We start from the raw sequence: 17,674 nt of genomic DNA, 5'->3' as shown, positions 1-17,674 counted from the left end.
CCGCCCCAGGCGGCAGAAAGCTTGGTCAGCGACTGCTTGCCCTCGTCGAGCAGCGAGTGAATGGTAGTGACGTTTCCCTGAATTGTGCTGGCCGCGGCTTCGATACCAGCGAAATTCCACTGCTGTTCCGTCATGTTGATTGCTCCGTTTCTTTGTGGTCTTTAGGGGGTGAATTAGAAGCCCATTTGCGAGGACAGCGACTGCTGCTGCTCCTCGTCGGCACGCTGGTATTGGACGCCGGCCTGACGGATATTCGTCGAGATTTCGTCCAGCTCGGCCTTCTGCTTGTTGGCGGCCTCCTGGAAACGGACGACGGCGGCCTGCGCGGCCTGGCCGGCTGCACCCTGCCACTGACCCTGCAGCGACGCGGCGGTGGACTCGACCTGGTCGATCTGGGTCTTCAGATCGCCCGAGATCCGCTCGAAGTTTCCTGCCTCTTGCGCGAGGGCAGCGGCATCAGTCTTCATCTCTGCCATGCTGGACTACTTTCTCTCTTTCCATTCCTCGCCATTGTTGGCAAGTCTTCCGGCCCGGTTTGGCCGGGAAGTTTGTTGCGGCCGTGGGCGATCACCAGTCGTCCTCGTCGTCCCACAGGGCCTCTTCGGGTTCGTCGCTCTCCTCGGCCGCTGCCGGGACGGCGAGGGCCGTCCGGGTGCCGCCGCCTGCCTGAGCGCCCTGACCCATGGCACCGGCACCGGCTCCCACCGGGGCGGCGCCACTCGTCACGGATTCACCGGCGGCTGCCGCGGGCATCACGGCCGGACCGGCGGGCTTGTCGATCAACCCAGCCATCAGCGGCGTGCGCGCCAGCGTGCCACCGGCACCCGGCAAAGCCTCCCCGCGCAGCAGCCCCGAGCCCATGCTGGCGCCCGACCCACCCGCGAGCGGGTGGTTGGACAGCGGGCTGGTGCCCACCAGACCAAGCTGCGCGCCGTCGTCGCCGACTCCGCTGCCGGGACCGCCGGTGCTGCTGCCCAGCTGGCTGAACATCGAAGTCATCTGCTGCGCCGGCTGGGCCAGTTGCTGCATCGGGCCGCTCAGCTCGGCCATCTGTCCGGCGGTCGCCTGCAACGTGCCGGGGGTGATGTTGCTCAGCTGTGTCGGCATCGTCAGGATCGGGTTCGACGCCGCCATGCCCTGGCTCATCCCCGGGTCCAGGATGGCCGTCATCGGCTCGAGCTGTTCGAACGTGGTGTTGATCAGCGTCTCGGCCTGGTAGACATCCATCGCCACCGCGGCCTGGGTCCACATGCGGACGAAGTAGTCGATCTCGTTCAGGGCGATCGGGATGGTGTTGATGCCGAAGAAATTGGTGGCCGTCAACACCGCGGTGGTGACGTGGTTCATCGCGATCTCCGGCAGCGACGGTGTCGTCGCCAGCGCCTGGCTGTAGGCGGCGGCCTGCGCCGCGGCCTGCATCCCGCGGGTCTTTGCTTGAGTGGACGCGGTTTGCAGCCAGGTGACCATCGGGAGCGCGGCGTTGATCGCCTTATCGCTGCTGCCACCGGTCCACGCTTCGCCGAGTGAATTCAAACGCGCCGTCAGCTCGACGGCCTGCGCGTCCAAAGCCGCCGCCAGCGCTTCCCACCCGGCCGCAGCCGCGAGCATCGGAGCCGGCCCAGCTCCGGCCATCAGCCGCGCGGTGTTCAGCTCGGGTGGCATGGCGTGCCAGAACATGGTGATCAACTCCCCTCTGTTTGTGAATTGTGGCGGCTACTGACTGAAAAGGGACGCCTTTTCATTGTTAAGTTGAAATTGGTGTTCGGACCCAAACTCCGTCGTTTATCGCCGAATCAAACCTTGCGGTTTCGTTCCCACTCCGCTGGCTCTGAACTGTCTAGGTGAACCGGCTTTCTTGAGTGCGTTGCAATAATCCTAACCGGGGGTTGGGGGTGGTCCGAACACTTATTCTGCGTGCTCGTCCGGGGGTTCGATGTAGGGCGCCTGAATGACCTCCTTTCCGTCTGGCGATACGAGAAATGCCTGGCCAGGGGGCCGGCGCTTCACCTTGAACTCACTCGACGGGAACTCCTGCTTCTCGCCGGAGAGGAACATCGTTGGAGCACCGGAGCCGAAGGCGGCGCCGACGAACTTGTCCATCGTCGCCTTGTACGCCTGGCTCATCTGGCAAGTGACAATGATGTGCAGCCCGATATCGGCAGCCGCCGGCAACAAAGGCGCCAACGGCGCCATTGGCGGCATTCCACTGGCGGCCCCGACAATCATGTGCCAGTCGTCGACCAACAGGACCACATCGAATCCGCTCCACCAGGAGCGGGAACGCAATTGCGAGGTCGTCAGATCGGTCGGCGGCAACCGTTTCTTCAAGTTGACCGCTAATGCCTGAACCGCCTCGTCCAGGCTCGCGCTGTTGCGGTTGATCGCGCCCGCCTGCAACAGGTGCGACTGCGGTACCGCGTCCAGCAGTCCGGAGCGGTAGTCGGCGAGCATGAACCGAACCTGATCGGGGCTGTTGCGGGCGCAGATCGCACGGGCGATCGCGTGGGCGATGGTTGTCTTGCCGGACTTTGCTGCGCCGAAGATCAGCAGGTGCGGGTTGGTGTGCATGTGGCTGTAGGCCGGCGTCAGGTCCGTCTCCCGCAAACCGATCGGGATCTCCCACCGGGTGCGGTAGTCCGAGTCCGGTCCCGGTGGGTTCGGGTCGAGTTCGTGCAGATGGATGCGCTCGGGCAGGACGCGGACGGGCGGCGCCTTCTCGGTGGTCTGCGACGAGATGTGGGCGACCCCCGCGGTGATCGCCTCCACCAGGTTCTCGGTGCTGTGCACCCCGTCGAAGCGGGGCACACCGATCATCAGGTGGTGCTTCTCCATCGACACCGCCCGACCCGGACGGTTCGCGGGGATCTCCCGGGTGATGCGGTCGATCTGCGTCTCGTTGACGTCGCCGAGCCGGAACTCGATCTTGGTGCCGAGATAGTCGCGCACGCGCGACTTCAGTTCGGTCCAACGGGGGGTGGAGATGATGACGTGCACGCCAAAGGCCAACCCTTGGGCGGCCAGGTCCTGCACGGCCCCTTCGAGTTCGGAGAACTCACTGACGAAGCCCGGCCAGCCGTCGATGATCAGGAACACGTCGCCATAGGGGTCGGCCGCGACCGGCTGGTTGGGATCGTTGCGCAGCTGGCGGTACATCGCGATGGAGCCGACGCGGTGTTCCTTGAACATCTGCTCGCGCTGCCGCATCACCGCCTGCATCTCGGCGACGACGCGGTACACCTTGTCCGGTTCGGACCGGTTCGCGATGCCGCCGACGTGCGGCAGGTTCTCCAGATAGATCAATCCACCGCCACCGAGGTCGATGCAGTAGAACTGCACATTGCGGGGCGAGTGCGTGGCCGCCGCCGACATCACCAGCGTCTGCAGCAGGGTCGACTTACCGGTCTGCGGCGCGCCGCCGATGCCGATGTTGCCGCCCGCGCCGGAGACGTCGACGCCCCACACCTCCTGCAGGTGCCGGCGCGGTTCATCCATGATGCCGAGCGGAAAACGCAACGGCTGCCGACGGTCCCGGGCGACGAGCTCGTCCAGCGGCGTGGGATCCGCCAGCGGGGGCAGCCACATCTTGTACGCCCGGGACTCACCGGTGCCCAACTGGTCGAGCACGACTTCGCGCAGCGCGCGTACGTCGCCGGCGGTGTCGGTCATTTTCGCCGCTCCTCTTCATCGCTGCGATCTGCATCGTCGCCGGCGGTGTCAGTCATTTGCGCCGCTCCTCTTCATCGCTGCGCTCTGCATCGTCGCTGGCGGTGTCAGTCACTTGCGCCGCTCCTCTTCATCGCTGCGCTCTGCATCGTCGTCGGGGTGGTCATTGCGCCACAACCTCCTCGGCAACCGGGGCCGCCGTGAACTCGCGGATGCGCATCGACTGCTTGGCGGCCGGTGATCCATCCCCCGGGCCCTCGCCGTTGGTGTCGGTACGTGCCGGCGGAATGTAGGGCCCGCCGATGTAGAAGGTGCTGAACTTGACCGGATCCTCCATACCGACCCGCAGGAACCCCACACCGCTCTCCTTGTTAGTGATGTACTGCGCCTCCGGGGTCCCGATCACCGCCTTCGACTCGTGAGAGCTGGTGGTTCGCAACGCGATTCGATAGGTGAGGTTGGGCTCGAGTTTGTCGATACGCACCCCGCCGGTCTGCAGCGACTGGGTGGCCAGCAGCAGATGGACCCGCAGCGACCGGCCGACGCGGCAGATCCGGTCGAACAGTCCGATGAAGTCGGGGTGACTCTGCAGCAGCTCGGCGAACTCGTCGACCACCACGAAAAGCGTTGGCAGCGGGGCCAGATCCGCGCCGCGCTCGCGGTACTTCTCGTACTCCGCCACACCGGAGAGGGCACCGGCGGCGCCCACCTGCATGCCGGCTTGGCGCAGGATGTTCTGGCGCCGGTCCAGCTCACCGGTCAGCACCTCACCCATCCGGCTGACCAGTTCGGCCTCCTCGGCCATGTTGGTGACGACGGCCGCCGTGTGCGGAAGCTTCTCCATACCAAGGAATGTCGAGCCGCCCTTGAAGTCGGTGAGCAGCAGGTTGACCTGGTCGGGGTGGGTCATCGCGACCAACGACAGGATCAGCGTGCGCAGGAATTCGGATTTCCCGGACCCGGTGGTGCCGATCAGCATGCCGTGCGGGCCGGCGCCGAACTCCGCCCCCTCCTTGATGTCCAGATACATCACGTTGCCGGTCTTGAGCTCGTGACCGAACGGAATTTTCAGCCGATCGCGGTCGGTGTCGGTGTACATCCGCCAGCGCGACGGAGTCACCTCCTCGACGCTCTTGGCGCCGACCAGCTGGTGCCACTCACTGGCCACCTTCTTCTGCACCCGTTGCGTCTTGTCCAGGATGGTGCCGGTGATAGACCAGCCGGCCAGCTTTCGGGCCACCCGGCCGGCCTCGAGCGGCGTCATGCTGTCGCACGTCGAGGCCACCAGCCGGAACTGCTGCCCGGGCAACCGGTCCTCGGCGGTGCCGTCCTCGTTGACGCGGACCCGGTAGGCCGACCCGCGGTGGTTGCCCAGCGTGATCACGGTGACGCCGGCCCGGCCGTCGGGCGGGAACCCGGCCTTGCCTCCGGTTAGATCGACGACGACGACGTAGGGTCCGGTGGGCAGGGTGTCGGGAGCGTGCGGGCCGCGCGCGGCCAGGTCGGCCAGACCGTCGGGACGGGTATAGATCATCCGCACCGGGCCGGCGGCGTCGGTCTCGGTCTGGTGCTGAACATGCGGAAGCCATTTGAGCCACGACCATTCGGGGTCGTCGGGCTCGTCGGTAAGCACCCGGATCTGCAGCAGGTCCGGCGGATGGAACACCGCCAAGTGGCAGATCATCGCGGCCAGCAGCCGGTCCGCGCCGGGCCGCTCGCCACCGATCGCAATCGTCGGAAAAGTGCGCAGCTGCAGCAACTTTGGGCAGTCGTGGATAAGGCCGTGGGTGCGCAAGAACTTCACCACCCACATGTGGCTTACCGGCTCCAAGTAGGGTTGCGGCGCCGCGGTTGCCGCAGCCAGTTCGCCGCCGACGGCCGGCTTCAGCAGTCGGTCCACGGCCGGTTGGTCGCCGATCCCGACACGGGTGGCGGCGTAGAAGTCGCTGTTGGCCGGCCGGGACCACTGCCGTTGTGTCCCGACGATCGACAGCAGATCCTCGGGATGCGGTGCGTGGTAACTGAAGAACGCCACCTGGGAGCTGGCCGACGACGTGACCCGACTGCGCAGGCCGGCCAGGTAACGCAGGTATTCCTTACGGTCGGCGTTGATCTCGGGCACCTTCTTGCCGCCCCCGCCAGTGCCCCCGGCCATGCCGCCGACCATCATCATGACCATCATCAGCGGCATCATCAGCATGTACGGGGACAGCTGCTTGGTGCCGCCGACCAGCATGATCGCGATCATTCCGACCATGCAGCCGCCCATCACATATGGCAGAGCCTTCTGGACGCCGGAGGGCGGGATGTCGATGCCGAGGTCATCGGGCGGCGTGAGGCTGATCTCGCCCGGTGTCAGTCGCGGGCCGCGGGTGATGGTCGGCGTGAATTTCTTCGTCGTCATGGTGTTCCGGCCTTCATTGGGGCGCTCCCGGGGTTCCGCCGGGAAGTTTTCGCGGCGTCGGGTCTGACGGCAGCGTTTCGTGTTCGAGCATGGCAGCGTCCTTGGACAGCACCGGACCGTCTACCAACAGCCGAATGACCTCCCACGGCGCGGTTTTCGGCGAGCCCAGGCCCAGCGCCTTGGCCGAATCGGCGTTCGGCACCCCGTAACGCACCCCTTCAGGGTCGATGTAGTACATCGACTCGCCGTAGCGCGGGTCCGGTGACTGTAGCTGCACGAACTTGCCACCATCGATGTAAATCGTTGCGTTCCCTTGGATCTGCTTGATCCCGCTGTTCATCGTCGACGCGGGTATCGGCAGATGGCGACCGGACAGAACCGTCGTCTTGGGCGCCTGGTCACCCGCGGCACGTTCCCAACTCCAGCACAGCGTCGGCTCGTCGGGACGGGTCAGGATGTTGAGCTGTTCGTCGGGCAGCGGGGAGGGGTAGACCCGCTCCGGGATCTGCACCACAACATTGGGCAATACCGCCGGAGGCGCTACCAAACCGTGAGATTGGGTGGCGCGCAGCGCGGCGGCGGTGGTCGAGTTCACCATGGCGATGCCGTCCGGCAGCACCACGTAGTAGCGCGGGCCTTTCTCGGTGTGGATCTGGAACACCGAGCCGATCACCAGATCATCCTGCAGCCCAACGGTATTCGGTGAGCCGGCGCCGGGGATCGGCGGCAGCTGCCAGGCGCCCTGGCTGGGCAGCGCGTTGAACATCCCCTCCGAGATCGGTACGGCCCTGGCGGTCACCGGGATACCCATCGCCGAGGTCAGCGCGCGGTCATTGAGATCGATGGTGTGCCGCCCTTTTTCGGTGATGATCCACTGCTGGCCCTGGTAGGACGCCAGCAGCGCCTCGTTGGCCCGCACCGGGTCCACCGAGGAGTCGATCTGTACCGGCATCGCAATCACCGACGTCTGAATACCCGGCGATGCGGTGTCGGCCCGCTCCACGGTGTCGCACAAAGTCCAAACCGAGGAGCTGCCGCCGGAGACCGGCGTGGCATACGGGGCACCGGGGATGCCGAGGGTCTGTCCCAGCGGCAGCTTGCTCAATTCCGAGGACTTCACCGTCGCCGGATTGGACGGGTTGCCGAGCACCAACCGTGCGGAGGTCAGGTTGTACACGGGGTGGAGCTGCCCGGACATGATCACGTAGAGCTCGTTGGTCGCCCGGTCGGTCACAAGGGTGGTGCCACCCAACTTGCCTTGCGGCTTGAAGTACGCCAACAGTCCCGCGCCCACCAAGAGGATCACCGCGATCGCAATACCGAGGCTCATTGAGCGGCTGTAGAACTGCAGCGGATCGTCGAACATGCGGGTGTCGCGCCGCACGATGGCATGCTCGACTCGGCGAAGCAGGAAGCGCCAGCCGCTAACCTGAACCTTGGTGGTCAGGCGAAGCCCCATGGTTCACTCTCTCATGTTGAGGTGTGCATGCACCGCGGCAATCGCCTCGGCCATGTCCGCGCCGTTGATCTCTTGTAGTCGGTCCACATCCAAAGCCTCGATGTCCAGGCCCTGCGCCAGCCGCATGTCCCGGCACTGTTCGGCCGCCTCGACCAATTGCCGTGCATAGCGGCCGTTTCCAGCGATGTCGAGGGCCTGGCGGCCGCGCAGCGTGCGGGTGGCCAGGGACTTGGCCGCCTCCAGGAACTGCTCGGCGGCCTCTGAACTCAGCGTCGAATCACTCGCGGCGGCAATGACTCTCGCGATCTCGAGCAGCTCTTCGGGCGTGTAGGTGTCGAACTCGATGCGGGTGGCAAAGCGCGACCGCAGGCCCTCGTTGGTCTCCAGCAACCGGTCGATGTCATTGCTGTAGCCCGCGATGATCACCACCAGCCGGTCGCGATCGTTCTCCATCCGAGCGAGCAGGGTGTCCATCGCTTCCTGGCCGAACGGGTCGGTGCGCCCGTCGCGTTCCTGCACCAGTGCGTAGGCCTCGTCGATGAAAAGGACACCGCCGAGCGCCTGGTCGATCGTCTTGGCGGTCTTGACCGCCGACTGCCCCTCGTACTCGGCGACAAAATCCTTGCGGGAAGTCTCGATGAGCTTGGGTTCGGCGATGACGCCGAGGCCGGCCAGGATGTTGGCGACCACCCGCGCAATGGTGGTCTTGCCGGTCCCGGGCGGCCCGGTGAAGATCATGTGCTTGCTGGGCTGCGCCACTTTCATGCCCTTGGCGGCCCGAACCCGGGCCATCAGCGTCGCCGCCCGGTACCGCTCGATCTGCGTCTTGACCCGGCTGAGCCCGATCTGCCGTTCCAATTCGGCCTGGGCCTCGGCGAGCAACCGCTCGCGTCCGGAGTTGTCGGTCACCACGCTGCCCGGGTCCCAGGGGTCCGACCGGGAGGCGATCTGTTCGGCGGTGGTCGTCTTCAATCGATACGTCGGATCCTTGAGCGCCGCAGCGACTTTTGGCTCCGGATGGGTGGTCTGCAACCACTCGAGCAACGCAACCGCGGCTTCCTCGTTGCCCTGGCTGCGCCGGGCCATCGCCAGGTACCACGCAATGGCGCGGGCGCAGGCTTCGCCGGCCGGCGAGTCGTTGGCTTCGGTGAGGCGCCGTTCGGCTTCGGTGAACAGTCCGAGATTGGCCGCGGCCACTCCGTGGGCGACACCGGCGGCGCCGGTCAGGAATTTGTCCGGCCACTTCCCGGCGCCCTTGACCTCGTCGATCACATCGGTCCACCGCTCGGCGGCGCCGTAGATCACCGCTCGTAGCCACGACACCAGGTGCTCGGACCCGCTGACCGCACTGGCGTCGATGGCCTCCAGCGCGTCAGCGTAATTGCCTTGCGCCGCTTCGGAAGACGCGAAACCCATGGTGACGGCCAGCGGCGAGGTGACCGGATAGGTGATGTCGCCGTAGAGGCCCCCGATGGGCACCCGGGCGTTGACGGTGCTCATCGAGATCTGGGCGGCGCCCGACAACTGTCCGAAGTTGCGCCGTGAGTACCAGGCACGGAACAGCGTCACCCGATCCGTGTCGCCGCACCGGATCCGGCCGACCCACGCGTCACAGGCCGACTCGTCGTAATTGGTGATCTCGGTGAACAGATCCAGGGATCGTGCCTCCGACAACGGCAGCATGCCGACGGCACTGTCGAATAGACCGGCCAGGCGATCAGTCATTTATCACCGTTGTAGCGCGCCGTGTAGTCGACCTCGTAGCGGGAGGCGAACACCTGCGCCTCGTAGGCGGCGGCCTCCTCGGGTGTCGGCAGGTTCAGCGTCGCCCCGACGAATTCGTGCAGCAGTGCATTCTGCTGGTCGCTGTCTCCGGTCATCTCGCTCATGTTCTCGACCATGAAGGTGTGCTGCGCCGCCCGCGCCTTCTGCCGGGCCAGGTCGGCGATGACGAAGATCTCCTCCGCCAATCCGGATTCGCTCATGCTCGAGGCCTTGTCGGTGACGGTGACCTGCTGCACCCGACCGTCCATCAACGCCGTCACCGACACCGACCCGGCCGGGTTGGTGACCGTGAACAGCGCGAGGTCCGGCTCCTCTTCCTGCTCGGTGAGCCCGTCGAGGGCGTCGAGGTCGGTGCCGTCGTCCGCTGACTCGGCGGGCGGCGCATAATCGCCCAACGCGTCCAGCGACGACGCCTCGTCGACGGCGGCGCCGCCGGAGAAATCCAGCGCACTGAGATTGTCGCTGTCGTAATCGTTGCCGGGCTGGTCCACTCTGGCGTCCTCTTTCTGAACTCGATGCGGGATGGTCGGGGGTTGGGAGTCAGCCTCGGGCGGAGGCCGGCGCGTGATCTAACCAGGAGCCGGCAGGTAGCAGCTCCAACAAGCTGTCCAGCGCGCGCTGCAGATTCTGCTGCGTGCCGGGCAGGAAACTTCCGTACAGCTCGCCGCCGACGCGGCGGGGCAGGGAAACCAGCCGGCCGCGTTCGGAGTCGAGTACACCCGCGGCGGCCGAAGTGTGGGTGGTGGTGCCGCCGGGGTGACGCTGTGTCGCGATGATCTCGACCCACCCGGTCGGGTTGCTGACGATCTCGGAGAAGATCCGTGCCTGTGCCGGTGGAACGCCATGGCTGGAGAGCTGTGCCGCCGTGGTGCACTCGGCCAACTCAGTGGCGATGCCGGTGAGCGGTTCGACGTTGGCGGGTTCGGCGGGCCCCAGCACGGTGGTCACCATTCCGGCCAGGCCGACCTGCGGTGCCACCAGTTGCAGCACCAGCATGTCACCGTCGCGCGCGGCGATGACATGCGTTTCGTCCTTGCGGCACACCACGAATCGGACCATGACGCCGCCGACATCGCGACGCCACCAACGGCACTCGAGCGTCCGGTCGGCTCTGCTGACGGTGTCGACCATCGTCGTGACGTCCGGGTGGGGTTGACCGTTATGATCCAGCACGCCCTGATCGGTCAGGTCGCGTTGCACCTGTTCCCACACCACATCCCGCAGATCTTCCTGGGGAATGTTCTGCCGGATGCCCAGTGCGACGGGGAAATCGACGAGGTGCAACCGATCGGCGATGACCAGCATGCCGTCGATGGTCACCTCGACGCCCACGACATCTCCAACCGGGCCCGCGAGGCCCGCGCGACCGGAAGCGAGCGGACCGGACATGATCAGCCGAAGATCTTGTCGATTACGCCGGCCAGACCCTGGTCGGCATTGAGGTAGGCGGTGGCGGCCTTGAGCAGGTTGGACGCCAACCCGCCGCTGACGCCCTGCACACCGGTGCCGGTGCTGGTACGGGTGGTCTCCACCTCGCGAAGCGCGCTGTTGAACTTCGAGGTGAACGAACCGTGCGTCATATCAACGCGGCCGCTGATGCCCTCGACGGTGGTGGTGGCGGTCTTGAGTTGGCCAGCAATCTCGCTCTGCTTGTTCGACAGCACCCTCAGTGCTGACGGAATGACTTCGAGTTTGGGGAGCTGGGACATGGGGAATTGCCTCCTCTAGGACTAACGTTTTACTCGCTATGGCTTTGGCTTGCTATGGGTTTGGCGGTTTCCTGGCAAATTGCTAGAGGACGGTCTCCTGTTTGCCTGATTGGCCGCCGGCCGTCGCGTCGACGGGGGCACGCTCGGCTCCCGCGGTGCCCGCCCCGGCACCCTCGTCGTCTCGTTCGTCGCCCTGCTGCGCGCCCTGTTGGGCCTGCGCGGAGATCATCTGTGCCTGCTGGCCGGCCATGCTGCCCATCTGACCCGGTCCACCGCCGGCCGCCATCAGTTGAGTCAGCTGGTTCATCGTCGAGGAAACGGCTGCGACCCCGGGCAATTGGGCAAAGTTGAGCAGGTTGCCGAAGCTCAACGACGGCAGGCCGGCGAAACCGCCCAGGAAGTCGGGCAGGGCGGCCAGTTCCGTCCAGGTGGGCAGCTCGCCGAGGTGGCCCATGCCCGGCAACAAATCGCCGAGCGAGGGCATGCCGGGGAACAGGTTCGGGATGCTGGGCATGCCGGGTAGGCCGGGCATGCCGGGCAGGCCGGGCAGGCCGGGGATGATCCCGCCGAAGTCGGGCAGACCCGGAATGCTCGGCCACTGGAACTCCGGCAGGCCCGGGATCGGCAGGTTGAAGTCCGGCATGCCAGGCGTGGGCGGCCAGGTGAATTCTGGCAGGCCCGGGATGTTGGGGAATCCCGGGAAGGGGATCTCGGGCAGCTTCGGCGGCCACAGGCCGCCGATGATGTCGCCGATGATGTCGGGGATCAGGCCGGCCAAGCTGGGCAGGTTGGTCAGGATGTCCATCAGCCGGCCACCGAGCCCGACCATGCTGGCCGCGTTCATCGCCGTCATGATCGTCAGGTAGAGCAGCGCACCGCCGGTGACGGCCATCGCGAGCCCGCAGGACGGAATCGCCAGCGCCACCGACACGGCGTCGCCGACGAACCAAAGGTTGTCCTCGAGCCATTTGCACGCTTTGTAGACGCCGTCGATCATCTTCTTCATCGCGCGCAGGACGTCCCGGGTGTCGGAGACGTGCTCGGCCTGGTTCGAGATCAGGTTGCCCGTCAGATCATCGATTTCGCCCATCAATTTGGCGCGGAGTTTCTGAGCGTCGTTTTGTTTTATATAGGCATCTGCGGCCTGACCGATCCAGTCGGTGCCCGGAATCGCCAGGCCGATCTTGTCGGCGACGCCCTTGAAAAGCGACGAACCGGCATTGAATATGTCGCCCGGGTCGGGAATACCTTCGCCTAGCAAAAACAACTGCGCGTAAATGAAGTTACTGGTGGTCTTGCACATCGCGCTACCCGACATGTGACTGCTTCCTTACTTGGCTGTTGGTGTGCACGGTCATTTTGTTCTGTACCTTCGCACCGGTAGATCGAGCTTAACAGCGCTCTGACAGGGGTCGATGCACGAATTTTCAAATGCGGCTGGCGATTTCGCGCGCACGGCAGGAACCGAAGGCACGGCGGGACTGCGGGGCCTGGCAACCGTCCCCGTTCGATCGGCTCGGGCGCGGCCAGTAGCTGACCGCGCCGAGTTCAGCTCAATTGATCTGGTGTATCAGTGCTTCAATTGCTTCGGCGGCCTCAGCCGGTAAACCTTCCTCGGCCTCGGCGCGAACGATTGTTTCTTCGGTGACTCCGGCCGCTTGCGCGGTCTCGGCGGTCGAAAGATTGGCACGCCGACGCGCGGCATATAACCGTTGCGCGAGCGTGGCCCCGGGCGCCGTTGCCCCCAGCGTCATCAGTTTGTCGTGGTAATGCCGAACCGAACCCAATGCCTTGATCAATTCGGGGGTGATGCGACTGATTCGCGTGGCTTGTACGGCAATACCTTCGAGCTGGCGCAGATCGGCAAGGATCGGCGCGGCCCGCTCGGTGAATTCGGGGTCGTCCGGTGGCGGCAGGGCGGCGATGGCCAGGCTGCAGGTGTCGATCGCGGCAGCAACCGCTTGCGCGATCAGCGACGCCGGACCTTCGCCCGCGGCTGCGGGAGCCGGATCGATTGCAGGTCGGGGCGGCGTCGACGCCGGTGCCGGGGCGGGCGTCGGAGCGGATGGTTGCGCGACGGCCTCGCCGTCACGGATGCGGGTGATGGTGCCCGCCGGCCACTGCAGAACCTCTTCGAGCTTGGCGCGGGTCCGCTCGCGGGGCCAGCTGCGGCCCTTCTCGAAGGCGATCAGCGCGCCGGCGTTGATGATTCCGCCCGCGGCGAGGCTGCGCTGACTGATGTCGAGTTCGCGACGGCGCGCCGCGGCGGCCGCACCCGCACGGGCTATGCCGGGGTCTATCCCGGCATCGGTTTCTTCAGCCGAATCCGACGGCCTGACGACTTCGAACGTCAACGCCTTGCCTCCAGTGGGTTCGCCGAACCGGACGTTTCTGTTGCCGCCGACGGTCACCGCCCCCTGGTGCGGTGTGTCGGCGAACCTATCGTGCGAGTCGCCGCCGGCGACCCCCCGGCGCAGGTGCGAAGCTGACCTCATCCGCAGCGCGGCCAGCGCAGCGGGCCCGACCGTCGATTCGGCGTGAGGCATGTGCGTTGAATCCTTGCTCGCGGTTGTCGCAGCGGGCAGCAGCACGAGCCTTCCGCTGTCCAACATGGTAACCGTCGCACCCTTTCATTGCTATACCTTCGCTACGCTTTTCAACCCGTGCCTGTGGCGGCCTTCCCGAGGGAAGTATGGCGGCTGATCGGCCAATCGCTACGGTTAACCATACCGTCAACAGCCGCATACCGAAACACTTTGTGCAACGGTTTGGTGGCCGAGCAGCCGAATCGCGGGCGATACACAGCAAATTGACAGCATATATCCACTGGTAAATCGGGTTTTGAGAGATACGCTCTCCGGTTCCGTTGCGAAGCCGTAGCGCCAGTCGAAAGTGCTGCAGAACAAACTGTTGCACTGCGACGGTTAGTCCGCTAATCTTCTGACGCAGAGGGGCACCACCTGCAACGCTTTACGGAGGTATGCAACACATGACCGCAACAGCTCTTTATGAGATCCCGCAGCTGGGCGTGTGCACCCAAGACCCTGACCGTTGGACTACCACGCCCGACGCCGAGGCGAAGATGTTGTGCCGGGCCTGCCCGCGCCGCTGGCTGTGCGCCAAGGAAGCGGTGGAATCGCCTGGTGCGGAAGGATTGTGGGCCGGCGTCGTGATCCCGGACTCGGGCCGGGCGCGCGCGTTCGCGCTGAGCCAATTGCGTTCGCTGGCTGAGCGCAACGGTTTCGCCGTTCGCGAGCGGGTGACTGCCCAGTCGGCATAGTCCACCGAGCTGTTTTGTTGGGGCGCTAAGCCGGATCGAACCGGAATACGGCGAGTTGTCCTGCCAGCGCCTCGAATTCGTCGGCGCTGCCGTCCTTTATTAGGCCCGAGCGCTTGGCGAACGCGACGCCCACCGGGACCTGTGCCGGGAACACCCGTAGCACCCGGCGGGCGTCCTCGGCAGTCAGCTCCGCGATCCGCACCCGCCGGGAGCGTCGCCCCCGGGTAAGGGTGCCGACGCCGGCGGCGCGGACATTGGCGGCCCAGTCCGCGCCCGGATAGCCGGCGACGACATAGAGGCCGCCGTCGAACTCGAATGGGGTCATCGGAGTGCTGCGCGGCAGGCCGGATTTGCGGCCGGGCACTGTCAACACCATCGCGGGTCCGGCGGGTATACCGAGCTTCTGCAGCGCGACCACGAACTTGTTCATCGGCTTGAGGAAGCGCGGGGGCGTCAGTTTCATCGGTTCAGACATCGCGGTCCGCCTGTCGGGTGAAGTCGGCGCGGTGCCGCGCCACCCACTCCGCGAACGCGAGCGGGGGCCGACCGAGGACTTTTTCCACCTCGTGGGTGACCAACGCGGGACTGTCCAGGCTCGCAGCCAGCATCGTGACATAGGCGTCAGCGAATTCGGCGGAGAATCCCGAGCCTGTGAAGCGTTGCCGCACCAATTCCGGCGGTAGCTCGTGATAGCGCAGTGGGCGCCGCAACACCGTGCCGATGACGTCGACCAATTCGCGGTTGGTCAGTGCGTGCGGCCCGGTCATCGGGATCTTGCGGCCGACCAGCTCATCGGTGAGCAGCGCCCGCGCCGCCACAGCGGAGATGTCGTCGTCAACGATCGGTGCCATGGACGCCGCCGCATACGGGCCGGCCACCACGTCACCAGCACGGAGCTGTCCGGCCCACATCCCGGTGAAGTTCGACGCGAAGACCGACGGACGCAGACTCACCCACTGCAGCCCAGACTCGACGGCCGCCTGCTCGACCTCCCGGTTCCGGTCACCCCGGAAACGCGACGGCTGCCGAGCGAAGTCGTCGTGGGCGTTGATGGCGGACAGGGCGACCAGCTTGGTAACGCCGGCCGCCTTGCATTGCGCCACGACCGTCGCCAGGCCCTCGGCATTCCGTTGGGGCAACGCGCGTGAGTTGAGGAAAACCGCCGAGGTGCCCGGCAATGCTTCGGCAAGGGATCTCACCTGCTCGACGCCGTCCGGAAAATCCACGGTGTTGGGTGTGCGGGTGATGGCGCGCACGCGGGCGCCTGCCGCCGCGAGCTCGGCGACCAGTGGGCGACCGATGTTCCCGGTCGCGCCGGTTATGGCGATGATCATCGACTGACAACTTGGGTAGTTCATGCACCAAGGACGGCACTCGGGATGGGAAAGTTACATCCGACATCCGTAACTTTTCCGGGCACCGAATCGTCGATGAGCTATGAACCCTGCGCCGTCACCCAGTGACCAGTTCGAGCAGGCCTGGCGCGCGCACCGTCCGTATCTGGTCAACCTCGCCTACCAGATCGTCGGTGACGTCGGTGACGCGGAAGATATCGCGCAAGAGGCTTTTCTGAGGTTGTCCCGGAGTCCGGACAGCATTGACGACGTCCGCGGTTGGCTGACGGTCGTGACCAGCCGGTTGTGTCTGGACCAGGTTCGTTCGGCGCGGGCCCGGTACGAACGCCCCGATATCGCGGATGAGGCCGGTCAGGCGGCCGACACCAGGGCACCGGACCCGGCCGAGCGGGTCACCCTGGACGACGAGATCGCCACCGCGCTATTGGAGGTGCTGCGCCGGTTGAGTCCCGGCGAACGCGTCGCCTTCGTCCTGCACGACGTATTCGGTGTCCCGTTCGACGCGATCGCGGAGACGGTCGGCCGCCCGGTCGGCACCTGTCGACAACTGGCCCGGCGCGCGCGGGCCAAGTTCAGTGATGCCGGACCGGGCCGAGCAGCGGGCGCCGATGTCGCGCCGAGCCGGCATCAGCTGGTGACCGAGAAGTTCATCACCGCGTGCGCCAACGGCGATCTCGCGGGACTCACCGCGGTGCTGGATCCGACGGTCTGGGGCAGGGGCACGGTCCTCGCCGACCCGGCGCCGCCCGCCCAGGTCAACCACGGGCCGAAGCCGGTCGCGACCAACCTGATGCGCTACCTCGGACCCGGAGCCACCCTGGTCAGCATTCCGGCAGAGGCAGCGGAATCAGTTCTGCTCGCGTTCGCCGACCGACGGCTCTTTGCCGTGGTGGTGCTGACTGTCCGGGATGGGCTCGTCACCCGGATCGAGGCGACGGCCGATCCGGCGGCGCGGGCGGGCGGTTCCGCGGCGCCTCGGGCCGGGACGCGAAATAGCCGGTGATCATCGCGGCGACCTGCAGGAACTTCAGCCGAGTCGCCTGCGCCATCTCGTGGGTGACGCTGATGACGCCGCCCGGTCGCAGATGCGGATCGAACGGCACCTCCACGACGGGCTGGCCGTGGTCGACGAACTCGCGAGCCAGCAACGACCTGGTGCGTTTGTCGGCGTGGCCGTCGGAGTCGTTGAGCACCACCACACTGCGCTGCAACAGGTCCCCGAGGTCGTGATCCGACAACCACTCGACGGTCTTCGCGGCCGCGGCGGCCCCGTCCGCCCAAGGCGAGGAGACCACGATCAGCGCGTCTAGGTCGCGCAGCACTTCTTGGGTGACCGCCGCATCCATCGTGGAGCCGCAGTCGATGACGGAGATCGCGAAGTGCCGGTCCAGGCGCAGCGCGGCTTCCCGGTAGACCGCCGGATCGAGCACCCGGCGCGGACCGGAAACCGGCTCCCCACCCAGGACGTAGAGCCCGACGGCGTTGCGGCCGACCCGCGAAGTCACATCGGCGAACGACTGCAGATTCTTGTCGGCGGTCAGCTCCCAGAACGAACCGGTGGTCCGGGGGTCGATCCGGCTGCTCAGGCGCCCAAAGGCGGTGTCGGCATCGATGGCGACGATGCGGTCCTGGTGGCGCAGCTCGGCGAGTATCGATCCGACGCTGGCGGCCACCGAGGTCTTCCCGACGCCACCCTTGCCCAGAACGCCGACCTTGTGGTTGCCGTGCAGTGGGACGCGGATCGCCGCCTCGAATTGGGCGGCCTCTCGCTGCGCGGCCGATGGTCCGGGGTTGACCAGTCCGAAGGTCGCCGCCCGCAGCATGCGTCGCCAGCCCCGTTCGGGGGGTTGGGCCGCGGTCCGCGGTGAGGTCACCGAAGGCGCCCACGGCGCCGGCGGTGAAGCCGGCGGCGCCCCGGGCAATGACGGTGGCGGGACCGCAACGCGTGGCGGCGGGGGCGAGGTCGGCGGCGACCTTCGGACTGGTCAACCCCGGACCATCGGCCGCGCAGCGAGAGGC

General features: G+C 66.2%; 17 protein-coding genes and 1 pseudogene. 2 read left to right on the top strand and 16 right to left on the bottom strand.

Going from position 1 to position 17,674, the window contains the following annotated elements:
- From A5645_RS26765 to A5645_RS02600, 13 genes and pseudogenes are all read right to left on the bottom strand, one after another.
- Nucleotides 1-134: WXG100 family type VII secretion target (locus A5645_RS26765; RefSeq protein WP_495525036.1), on the bottom strand; the 134-nt coding region annotated here is incomplete at its 3' end.
- Nucleotides 135-173: 39 nt separating this feature from the next.
- A complete protein-coding gene (locus tag A5645_RS02650) occupies nucleotides 174-476 on the bottom strand; it encodes a WXG100 family type VII secretion target (RefSeq protein ID WP_065036813.1) in 303 nt (100 codons plus the stop codon).
- Nucleotides 477-567: 91 nt separating this feature from the next.
- Nucleotides 568-1,677: a PPE family protein gene (locus A5645_RS02645; RefSeq protein WP_065036815.1), complete on the bottom strand. Its 1,110-nt coding sequence runs from the start codon at nucleotides 1,675-1,677 to the stop codon at nucleotides 568-570.
- A 228-nt stretch (nucleotides 1,678-1,905) separates the two neighbouring features.
- A complete protein-coding gene (eccCb, locus tag A5645_RS02640; RefSeq protein WP_065128389.1) occupies nucleotides 1,906-3,666 on the bottom strand; it encodes a type VII secretion protein EccCb in 1,761 nt (586 codons plus the stop codon).
- A gap of 69 nt (nucleotides 3,667-3,735) precedes the next feature.
- Nucleotides 3,736-3,830 (bottom strand): annotated as a pseudogene (locus tag A5645_RS29360) (sirohydrochlorin chelatase); the annotation flags it as partial.
- Nucleotides 3,827-6,067, bottom strand: a complete 2,241-nt coding sequence (gene eccCa, locus A5645_RS02635) for a type VII secretion protein EccCa (protein ID WP_065036811.1) — start codon at nucleotides 6,065-6,067, stop codon at nucleotides 3,827-3,829. The pseudogene A5645_RS29360 and the gene eccCa, both read right to left, overlap by 4 nt.
- Nucleotides 6,068-6,080: 13 nt before the next feature.
- A complete protein-coding gene (gene eccB, locus A5645_RS02630; protein ID WP_065036810.1) occupies nucleotides 6,081-7,526 on the bottom strand; it encodes a type VII secretion protein EccB in 1,446 nt (481 codons plus the stop codon).
- Nucleotides 7,527-7,529: 3 nt separating this feature from the next.
- Nucleotides 7,530-9,251: a type VII secretion AAA-ATPase EccA gene (eccA, locus tag A5645_RS02625; protein ID WP_065036809.1), complete on the bottom strand. Its 1,722-nt coding sequence runs from the start codon at nucleotides 9,249-9,251 to the stop codon at nucleotides 7,530-7,532.
- Complete coding sequence (locus tag A5645_RS02620; protein WP_065036808.1) at nucleotides 9,248-9,802, bottom strand: DUF2694 domain-containing protein; 555 nt, start codon at nucleotides 9,800-9,802, stop codon at nucleotides 9,248-9,250. Before A5645_RS02620 ends, eccA begins: the two co-directional genes overlap by 4 nt.
- A 49-nt stretch (nucleotides 9,803-9,851) precedes the next feature.
- Nucleotides 9,852-10,700: an ESX secretion-associated protein EspG gene (locus tag A5645_RS02615; RefSeq protein ID WP_065036807.1), complete on the bottom strand. Its 849-nt coding sequence runs from the start codon at nucleotides 10,698-10,700 to the stop codon at nucleotides 9,852-9,854.
- A gap of 2 nt (nucleotides 10,701-10,702) precedes the next feature.
- Nucleotides 10,703-11,020 carry an ESX-1 secretion-associated protein gene (locus A5645_RS02610; protein ID WP_065036806.1) on the bottom strand — a complete coding sequence of 106 codons (318 nt, stop codon included), beginning with the start codon at nucleotides 11,018-11,020 and terminating at the stop codon, nucleotides 10,703-10,705.
- An 82-nt stretch (nucleotides 11,021-11,102) separates the two neighbouring features.
- Nucleotides 11,103-12,338, bottom strand: a complete 1,236-nt coding sequence (locus A5645_RS02605) for an EspA/EspE family type VII secretion system effector (RefSeq protein WP_065128388.1) — start codon at nucleotides 12,336-12,338, stop codon at nucleotides 11,103-11,105.
- Nucleotides 12,339-12,573: 235 nt separating this feature from the next.
- Nucleotides 12,574-13,566 (bottom strand): helix-turn-helix domain-containing protein, encoded by a 993-nt coding sequence (locus tag A5645_RS02600; RefSeq protein WP_081288117.1) that lies wholly within the window; start codon nucleotides 13,564-13,566, stop codon nucleotides 12,574-12,576.
- A gap of 443 nt (nucleotides 13,567-14,009) precedes the next feature.
- Between A5645_RS02600 and A5645_RS02595 the strand changes: the two genes are divergently transcribed.
- Nucleotides 14,010-14,300, top strand: coding sequence for a WhiB family transcriptional regulator (locus tag A5645_RS02595; RefSeq protein WP_036362427.1), 291 nt, complete (start codon nucleotides 14,010-14,012; stop codon nucleotides 14,298-14,300).
- Nucleotides 14,301-14,325: 25 nt separating this feature from the next.
- Here A5645_RS02595 and A5645_RS02590 read toward each other — a convergent pair whose 3' ends face one another.
- Nucleotides 14,326-14,763: a nitroreductase family deazaflavin-dependent oxidoreductase gene (locus A5645_RS02590; protein ID WP_436405457.1), complete on the bottom strand. Its 438-nt coding sequence runs from the start codon at nucleotides 14,761-14,763 to the stop codon at nucleotides 14,326-14,328.
- A 4-nt stretch (nucleotides 14,764-14,767) separates the two neighbouring features.
- Complete coding sequence (locus A5645_RS02585) at nucleotides 14,768-15,634, bottom strand: NAD(P)H-binding protein (RefSeq protein WP_065128385.1); 867 nt, start codon at nucleotides 15,632-15,634, stop codon at nucleotides 14,768-14,770.
- 103 nt (nucleotides 15,635-15,737) lie between these two features.
- Here A5645_RS02585 and sigI point away from each other — a divergent pair, with 103 nt between their 5' ends.
- Nucleotides 15,738-16,658 (top strand): RNA polymerase sigma factor SigI, encoded by a 921-nt coding sequence (sigI, locus tag A5645_RS02580; protein ID WP_065128384.1) that lies wholly within the window; start codon nucleotides 15,738-15,740, stop codon nucleotides 16,656-16,658.
- On the opposite strand, the gene A5645_RS02575 is transcribed toward sigI, so the two are convergent.
- Nucleotides 16,573-17,577 (bottom strand): MinD/ParA family ATP-binding protein, encoded by a 1,005-nt coding sequence (locus tag A5645_RS02575; protein WP_065036800.1) that lies wholly within the window; start codon nucleotides 17,575-17,577, stop codon nucleotides 16,573-16,575. The genes sigI and A5645_RS02575 overlap by 86 nt on opposite strands.
- Between the last annotated feature and the right edge of the window lie 97 nt (nucleotides 17,578-17,674).

Source organism: Mycobacterium asiaticum, from assembly GCF_001673635.1.
Lineage (GTDB): Bacteria > Actinomycetota > Actinomycetes > Mycobacteriales > Mycobacteriaceae > Mycobacterium > Mycobacterium asiaticum_C.
Note: the sequence above shows the minus strand (reverse complement) of the source record. Positions and strands in the feature narration are given on the sequence as shown.